Raw genomic sequence first — 7,092 nt, 5'->3', positions numbered from 1 at the left:
CCGGTCCAAACGGCAAGCTCCTCATACAGCCCCATTTTGTCTGAACTCAAAGGGGGAGCTCAGAAAGTAGACTTGAGGTATGGAGGAAGTTTGGCAAAAGCTCGCCGAACCCTTCCCCCCCGGCGAGGTGCAGTGGCGCATAGAGGCCCTTAGCCGGGACAAACGGAAGGCCCTGGTGGTGCCCTACGTGGACGCCCGCACCGTCTTGGACCGCCTGGACCGCGCGGTGGGCCCCAAGGGCTGGCAGGATACCTACGAGGTGCTGGCCGATGCCGAACGTACCGTGAAGGACGAGCGGGGCGAGCGGCGGGAGCGGCTGGTGGAGGTGAAGTGCCGCCTCACGGTCCTGGGGGTCAGCAAAGAGGACGTGGGGGAAGGGGATTCCCTGAAAGCGGCCTTTTCCGACGCCCTGAAAAGGGCCGCCGTAAAGTTCGGGGTGGGCCGGTACCTCTACCGCTTGGAGAAACAGTGGGTGGACTACGACCCGGAAAAGGGCCGCTTCACCCCGCCCAAGCTCCCCGAGGGGGAGGGCCTTGGGGAAGCTGCCCCTCCGGAAGAGGAAAAGCCCGAGGCCTACCGCCTCATCGACCAGCTGCTGGAGCGCCTTAGGGAAAAGGGCCTGGGCAAGGAAGCCGCCAAGATCGTCACCAAGTACGGGGGGTACGGCAAAACCCCGGAGGAGACCAAGCGCCTTTACGGGGAGCTCAGGGCCCTGCTTAAGGGATGAGAATCGTCGCCGTCGGGGACCTTCACGCCAACTTCCCCGCCCTTTGGCGGATCCTGAAGGCAGAGGGCCTGGCGGACGCCGGGCTTAAGCCCACCGAGGAGCTCCTTTCGGGGAAGACCTATCTGGTCCTCCTGGGAGACTTGGTTCACCCCAAGACCCCCAGGGACTACGAACGCCTGACGGGGCTTAGCCCCTTCGACCCCTTGGACCCAAACCACCTGCGCCTGGCGGCAGGGGCCCAGATCCGGGAACTCTACCGGATCAAGGCCTTCCAGGAAGCCGCCCAGGGACGGGTGACCATCCTCCTGGGCAACCACGACGAGGCGGTGCTCAAAGGAGAGCCCATCCTGGGAAACCAGCACCTTAAGCACCTGGAGTTCCACCCCGAGCACGGAGGGCGCCCCCTTCCCGAGGCCCTCAGGGCCTGGATAGCGGGCTTCCCCCGGGAGGTGGTCTTCCATGGGGTGCACTTCGCCCACGTGGGACCTGTGCCCTGGCTCCAGGAGTACGACGAGCTCTTCTATGCCCAAAGCGAACCCAAAACCTGGTGGTTCCGCACCCCCGACTACGTGGAGCGGATGGGCTACCGCTACGGCGTGTACGGCCATGTGCCCATGAAGGAGGGCATCCTGCTAAAGGAGCACTTCGCCCTCATCGACGCCCTGGACCTAGGGGAGTACCTGGAACTTTTCCCGGAGGAAGAGCCCTTGCACCCCGTGGTCAAGCGCCTGAGCCATGCTCAATAACCTCACCTCCCCCAAAGGAATACGGGAACTCCTGAAGCGCCACGGGCTTTTTGCCGACAAGCGCCTGGGGCAAAACTTTCTGGTTTCAGAGGCTCACCTAAGGCGCATCGTGGAGGCGGCCAAGCCCTTCACCGGGCCCGTCTACGAGGTGGGGCCTGGCCTTGGGGTCCTCACCCGGGCCCTGGCGGAGGCGGGGGCCCAGGTTACGGCCATCGAAAAGGACCTGCGGCTCAAGCCCGTGCTGGAGGAAACCCTGAGGGGCCTTCCCGTCCGTTTGGTCTTCGCCGATGCCCTCACCTACCCCTGGGAGGAGGTGCCGGAAAATAGCCTTCTGGTGGCCAATCTCCCCTACAACATCGCCACCCCCTTGGTCACCCGCCTCCTCAGGACCGGGCGGTTTGCCCGCCTGGTCTTTCTGGTGCAGAAGGAGGTGGCCGAACGCATGGTGGCCCGGCCCAATACCCCTTCCTACGGCCTCCTCTCCCTACGGGTGGCCTACCACGCTCAGGCGGAGAAGCTCTTCGACCTGCCCCCCGGAGCCTTCTTTCCCCCTCCCAAGGTGGTGAGCAGCCTAGTGCGCCTCACACCCCAAAAGGTACCCGACGACCCCGGGCTTTTCCGGCTTCTGGAGGCCGCCTTCGCTAAGCGGCGCAAGACCCTGAAAAACGCCCTCACCGCCGCTAGCTACCCCAAGAAGGAGGTGGAGGAGGCCCTTAGGAGCCTGGGTCTTCCCCCGGATGTTCGGGCGGAGGCCTTGGACCTATCCCACTTCCAGAGGCTCAAGGACCTCCTCTACACCAGGGTGTAATGTCTTAGCTGCCGATAATCAAATGGCTTACACCGATTAGCCTCCCCTTCGGTGTAACCCACCCCTATTGTCCCGCACCTGGGGTGATAAGATGGGCGGGAAATGAGGAGGGGCTTGGGGATTTTGGGCTTCCTCCTCGTGACAAGAGGCACGAAAGGAGGGGACCTTGGCGCCGATTGCAGAGTACGTGAGCATCCTGATCTATCTGGGGGTGGCCCTTTTCATCGGGGTGGCGGCCCTGGTGGTGGGGGCCCTCCTGGGTCCCAAGAAACCGGGGAAGGCCAAGCTGATGCCCTACGAGTCGGGGAATGACCCCGCGGGAGAGGTCAAGCGCTTTCCCGTGCACTTCTACGTGGTGGCCATGCTCTTCATCCTCTTTGACGTGGAGGTGGCCTTCCTCTGGCCCTATGCGGTGAGCGCAGGCACGCTCGGCCTGTACGGTTTCCTGGGCGTGGCGGGCTTCACCCTGCTCCTCTTCGTGGGCTTCCTCTACGAGTGGTGGAAGGGGGTGATGCGGTGGCACTGAAGGACCTCTTTGAGCGGGACGTGCAGGAGCTGGAGCGGGAAGGCATCCTCTTTACCACCCTGGAGAAGCTGGTGGCCTGGGGAAGGTCCAACTCCCTATGGCCCGCCACCTTTGGTCTGGCCTGCTGCGCCATCGAGATGATGGCCTCCACCGATGCCCGAAACGACCTAGCCCGCTTCGGGAGCGAGGTCTTCCGGGCAAGCCCCCGCCAGGCGGACGTGATGATCGTGGCGGGCCGGCTTTCCAAGAAGATGGCCCCGGTGATGCGGCGGGTCTGGGAGCAGATGCCCGACCCCAAGTGGGTGATCTCCATGGGGGCCTGCGCCAGCTCGGGGGGGATGTTCAACAACTATGCCATCGTACAGAACGTGGACTCGGTGGTGCCGGTGGACGTGTACGTGCCCGGTTGCCCTCCGCGCCCCGAGGCCCTCATCTATGCGGTAATGCAGCTACAGAAAAAGGTGCGGGGCCAGGCGGTGAACGAAAGGGGCGAGAAACTGCCCCCTGTGGCCGCCTGGAAGCGCGCCAGGGGGTGAGGTATGCGGCTCAATAGGGTGCTGGAAGAAGCCCGGGCCAAGGGCTATACCCTAGAGGACAACGGCCTCGGCAACCTCTGGGTGGTGATGCCCCGGGAAGCCTTCAAGGAGGAGATGGTCCGCTACAAGGCCCTGGGCTTTAACTACCTGGCGGACATCGTGGGCCTGGACTACCTGGAATACCCCGACCCTCGCCCGGAGCGCTTCGCCGTGGTCTACGAGCTGGTCTCCCTTCCCGGGTGGCAGGACGGGGACGGGAGCCGGTTCTTCGTCCGGGTCTACGTGCCGGAAAAGGACCCCAGGCTTCCCACCGTCACCGACCTCTGGGGAAGCGCAAACTTTTTGGAGAGGGAGGTTTACGACCTCTTTGGGATCGTCTTTGAAGGCCACCCGGATTTGCGCAAGATCCTGACCCCGGAGGACCTCGAGGGCCACCCCCTGCGCAAGGACTTCCCCCTGGGGGAAACCCCCACCCTCTTCCGCGAGGGGCGCTTCATCGTGCCCAGCGAGTTCCGGGCCGCCCTGACCGGGAAGAACCCCGGCCTCACCCTATACCGGGGCGGTAGCCGCAAGGGGTACCGGGCCCTTTGGGCCGATCTCACCAAGGCCAAGGGAGAAAAGGGCCCCAGTAGGGGCTAGGTTGGCTAGGGAGGTCAAATGAAGGACTACCTGGATCTAGACCCGCAGGTGGCGGAGGAGCCCAAGGAGCTCCGCACCGAGGTGATGACCCTCAACGTGGGCCCGCAGCACCCTTCCACCCACGGGGTTTTGCGGGTGGTGGTCACCCTCTCGGGCGAGGAGGTCTTGGACCTCGTGCCCCACATCGGCTACCTCCACACCGGCTTTGAGAAGAACATGGAAAACCGGACGTATACGCAGGTCATCACGTATACGCCCCGGATGGATTACCTCCACTCCTTCGCCCACGACCTGGCCTACGCCCTGGCGGTGGAGAAGCTGGTGGGGGCTGTGGTGCCGCCTCGAGCCCAGACCATTCGTATCATCCTGAACGAGCTCTCCCGCCTGGCCAGCCACCTGGTCTTCCTGGGGACCGGGCTTTTGGACCTAGGAGCCCTTACCCCCTTCTTCTACGCCTTCCGGGAGCGGGAGGCCATCCTGGACCTCTTTGAGTGGGTTACGGGCCAGCGTTTCCACCACAACTACATCCGCATCGGCGGGGTCAAGGAGGACCTCCCCGAGGAGTTCGTGCCCGAGCTTAAAAAGCTTTTGCAGGTCCTGCCCCACCGCATCGACGAGTACGAGGCCCTCTTTGCGGAAAGCCCCATCTTCTACGAGCGGGCCCGGGGCGTGGGGGTCATCCCCCCCGAGGTGGCCATCAACCTGGGCCTCACGGGCGGCTCCCTAAGGGCCAGCGGGGTAAACTACGACGTGCGCAAGGCCTACCCCTATGCGGGCTACGACACCTACCAGTTTGACGTGCCCTTGGGGGAGCATGGGGACGTGTTCGACCGCATGATCATCCGCATCCGGGAGATGCGGGAGTCGGTGAAGATCATCCAGCAGGCCCTGGAGAGGCTGGAGCCAGGGCCGGTGCGGGACCCGAACCCCCAGATCACCCCGCCTCCCAGGCACCTTTTGGAAACCTCCATGGAGGCGGTCATCTACCACTTCAAGCACTACACCGAGGGTTTCCATCCCCCCAAGGGGGAGGTGTACGTGCCCACGGAGTCCGCCAGGGGGGAACTGGGGTACTACATCGTTTCTGACGGGGGCAGCATGCCTTACCGGGTCAAGGTCCGAGCCCCCAGCTTCGTGAACCTGCAAAGCCTCCCCTACGCCTGCAAGGGGGAGCAGGTGCCCGACATGGTGGCCATCATCGCCAGCCTGGATCCCGTCATGGGCGACGTGGACCGATAGGAGGGAAGGGAAGATGGGGTTTTTTGACGACAAGCGAGACTTCCTGGAGGAAACCTTCGCCAAGTATCCACCGGAGGGGCGACGCTCCGCCATCATGCCCCTCTTAAGGCGGGTGCAGCAGGAGGAGGGCTGGATCCGCCCGGAGCGGATAGAGGAGATCGCCCAGCTGGTGGGCACCACGGCCACGGAGGTAATGGGGGTAGCGAGCTTCTACTCCTACTACCAGTTCGTGCCCACGGGCAAGTACCACCTCCAGGTCTGCTCCACCCTCTCCTGCAAGCTGGCTGGGGCCGACGAGCTTTGGGACTACCTCACGGAAACCCTGGGCATCGGCCCGGGGGAGGTGACCCCGGATGGCCTTTTCAGCGTGCAGAAGGTGGAGTGCCTGGGAAGCTGCCACACGGCCCCCGTGGTGCAGATGAACGACGAACCCTATGTGGAATGCGTGACCCGGGCGAGGCTTGAGGCGCTCCTGGAGGGCCTTAGGGCTGGAAAGCGGCTGGAGGAGATCGAGCTTCCCGGCAACTGCGGGCACCACGTGCATGAGGTGGAGGTATGACCGGGCCCATCGTTTCCGGACGCGACCCCCGCTTTGAAAAAACCCTCTACGCCCACGTGGGCCAGGAAGGAAGCTGGACCCTGGACTACTACCTGAAACACGGGGGATACGAGACCGCCAAGCGGGTTCTAAAGGAGAAAACCCCGGAGGAGGTCATCGAGGAGGTGAAGCGCTCGGGGCTCAGGGGCCGGGGCGGGGCGGGCTTCCCCACAGGGGTGAAGTGGAGCTTTATGCCCAAGGATGGGAAGCAGCACTACCTGATCTGCAACGCCGACGAGTCCGAGCCGGGTAGCTTCAAGGACCGGTACATCATGGAGGACGTCCCCCACCTGCTCCTCGAGGGCATGATCCTGGCGGGGTACGCCATAAGGGCCACGGTGGGGTACATCTACGTGCGGGGGGAGTACCGCAAGGCGGCGGACCGGCTGGAAGCGGCCATCCGGGAAGCCCGCGCCCGAGGTTACCTGGGGGAGAACCTCTTCGGTAGCGGCTTCTCCTTCAACGTGCACGTGCACCGGGGGGCTGGGGCCTACATCTGCGGGGAGGAAACCGCCCTCATGAACTCTCTGGAGGGCTTAAGGGCCAACCCCCGCCTGAAGCCTCCCTTCCCCGCCCAGTCCGGCCTCTGGGGCAAGCCCACCACCATCAACAACGTGGAAACCCTGGCCTCGGTGGTGCCCATCCTGGAACGGGGGGCCGACTGGTTTGCCAGCATGGGCACCGAGCAGTCCAAGGGGATGAAGCTTTACCAGGTCTCCGGCCCGGTTAGGCGGCCCGGGGTTTATGAGCTTCCCATGGGCACCACCTTCCGGGAACTCATCTACGACTGGGCGGGAGGGCCCCTGGAGCCCATCCAGGCCCTCATCCCAGGTGGCTCCTCCACCCCGCCCTTGCCCTTTACCGATGAGGTCCTGGACACCCCCATGAGCTATGAGCACCTGCAGGCTAAGGACTCCATGCTGGGCACCGGGGGCGTGATCCTCATCCCGGAGAGGGTCAGCATGGTGGACGCCATGTGGAACGTGACCCGCTTCTACGCCCACGAGTCCTGCGGCAAGTGCACCCCCTGCCGGGAAGGGGTGGCGGGCTTCATGGTGAACCTCTTCGCCAAGATCGGCTCCGGGGAGGGGGAGGAGAAGGACGTGGAGAACCTGGAGGCCCTTCTGCCCCTCATCGAGGGGCGGAGCTTCTGCCCCTTGGCAGACGCCGCCGTCTGGCCGGTGAAAGGCTCGCTGAAGCACTTCAAGGACCAGTACCTGGCCCTGGTGCGGGAGAAGAAGCCCGTGCCCAGGGTGAGCCTTTGGAGGTGAAG

9 protein-coding genes are annotated in these 7,092 nt (G+C 64.4%); all 9 read left to right on the top strand.

Annotated features, from left to right (window positions below):
- Window positions 1-79 precede the first annotated feature (79 nt).
- Window positions 80-727 (top strand): Rad52/Rad22 family DNA repair protein, encoded by a 648-nt coding sequence (locus tag C2847_RS03385; RefSeq protein ID WP_105317074.1) that lies wholly within the window; start codon window positions 80-82, stop codon window positions 725-727.
- Window positions 724-1,473, top strand: coding sequence for a metallophosphoesterase (locus C2847_RS03380; RefSeq protein WP_105317073.1), 750 nt, complete (start codon window positions 724-726; stop codon window positions 1,471-1,473). Before C2847_RS03385 ends, C2847_RS03380 begins: the two co-directional genes overlap by 4 nt.
- Window positions 1,463-2,281, top strand: coding sequence for a 16S rRNA (adenine(1518)-N(6)/adenine(1519)-N(6))-dimethyltransferase RsmA (gene rsmA / locus C2847_RS03375; protein ID WP_105317072.1), 819 nt, complete (start codon window positions 1,463-1,465; stop codon window positions 2,279-2,281). Before C2847_RS03380 ends, rsmA begins: the two co-directional genes overlap by 11 nt.
- Window positions 2,282-2,447: 166 nt before the next feature.
- Complete coding sequence (locus tag C2847_RS03370) at window positions 2,448-2,807, top strand: NADH-quinone oxidoreductase subunit A (RefSeq protein ID WP_028494350.1); 360 nt, start codon at window positions 2,448-2,450, stop codon at window positions 2,805-2,807.
- A complete protein-coding gene (locus tag C2847_RS03365; protein WP_105317071.1) occupies window positions 2,798-3,343 on the top strand; it encodes a NuoB/complex I 20 kDa subunit family protein in 546 nt (181 codons plus the stop codon). The genes C2847_RS03370 and C2847_RS03365 overlap by 10 nt, the downstream gene beginning before the upstream one ends.
- A 3-nt stretch (window positions 3,344-3,346) precedes the next feature.
- Window positions 3,347-3,982 (top strand): NADH-quinone oxidoreductase subunit C, encoded by a 636-nt coding sequence (locus tag C2847_RS03360; RefSeq protein ID WP_105317070.1) that lies wholly within the window; start codon window positions 3,347-3,349, stop codon window positions 3,980-3,982.
- Window positions 3,983-4,000: 18 nt separating this feature from the next.
- Entirely contained in the window at window positions 4,001-5,221 is a 1,221-nt protein-coding gene (gene nuoD, locus C2847_RS03355) for an NADH dehydrogenase (quinone) subunit D (protein ID WP_105317069.1), read from the top strand.
- 13 nt (window positions 5,222-5,234) lie between these two features.
- Window positions 5,235-5,780 (top strand): NADH-quinone oxidoreductase subunit NuoE, encoded by a 546-nt coding sequence (gene nuoE, locus C2847_RS03350; RefSeq protein WP_105317068.1) that lies wholly within the window; start codon window positions 5,235-5,237, stop codon window positions 5,778-5,780.
- Window positions 5,777-7,090 carry an NADH-quinone oxidoreductase subunit NuoF gene (gene nuoF, locus C2847_RS03345; protein WP_105317067.1) on the top strand — a complete coding sequence of 438 codons (1,314 nt, stop codon included), beginning with the start codon at window positions 5,777-5,779 and terminating at the stop codon, window positions 7,088-7,090. The genes nuoE and nuoF overlap by 4 nt, the downstream gene beginning before the upstream one ends.
- Window positions 7,091-7,092 lie beyond the last annotated feature (2 nt).

Source organism: Thermus tenuipuniceus (assembly GCF_002964845.1).
In the GTDB taxonomy this organism is placed as follows: Bacteria; Deinococcota; Deinococci; order Deinococcales; family Thermaceae; genus Thermus; species Thermus tenuipuniceus.
This window is presented reverse-complemented; position numbering and strand designations above follow the sequence as displayed.

Bases quoted from the DNA above. Each gene is read 5' to 3' on its own strand.
- nuoE (WP_105317068.1), top strand. From the start codon at position 5,235: ATGGGGTTTTTTGACGACAAGCGAGACTTCCTGGAGGAAACCTTCGCC.
- rsmA (WP_105317072.1), top strand. From the start codon at position 1,463: ATGCTCAATAACCTCACCTCCCCCAAAGGAATACGGGAACTCCTGAAG.
- nuoF (WP_105317067.1), top strand. From the start codon at position 5,777: ATGACCGGGCCCATCGTTTCCGGACGCGACCCCCGCTTTGAAAAAACC.
- C2847_RS03385 (WP_105317074.1), top strand. From the start codon at position 80: ATGGAGGAAGTTTGGCAAAAGCTCGCCGAACCCTTCCCCCCCGGCGAG.
- C2847_RS03380 (WP_105317073.1), top strand. From the start codon at position 724: ATGAGAATCGTCGCCGTCGGGGACCTTCACGCCAACTTCCCCGCCCTT.
- C2847_RS03360 (WP_105317070.1), top strand. From the start codon at position 3,347: ATGCGGCTCAATAGGGTGCTGGAAGAAGCCCGGGCCAAGGGCTATACC.
- nuoD (WP_105317069.1), top strand. From the start codon at position 4,001: ATGAAGGACTACCTGGATCTAGACCCGCAGGTGGCGGAGGAGCCCAAG.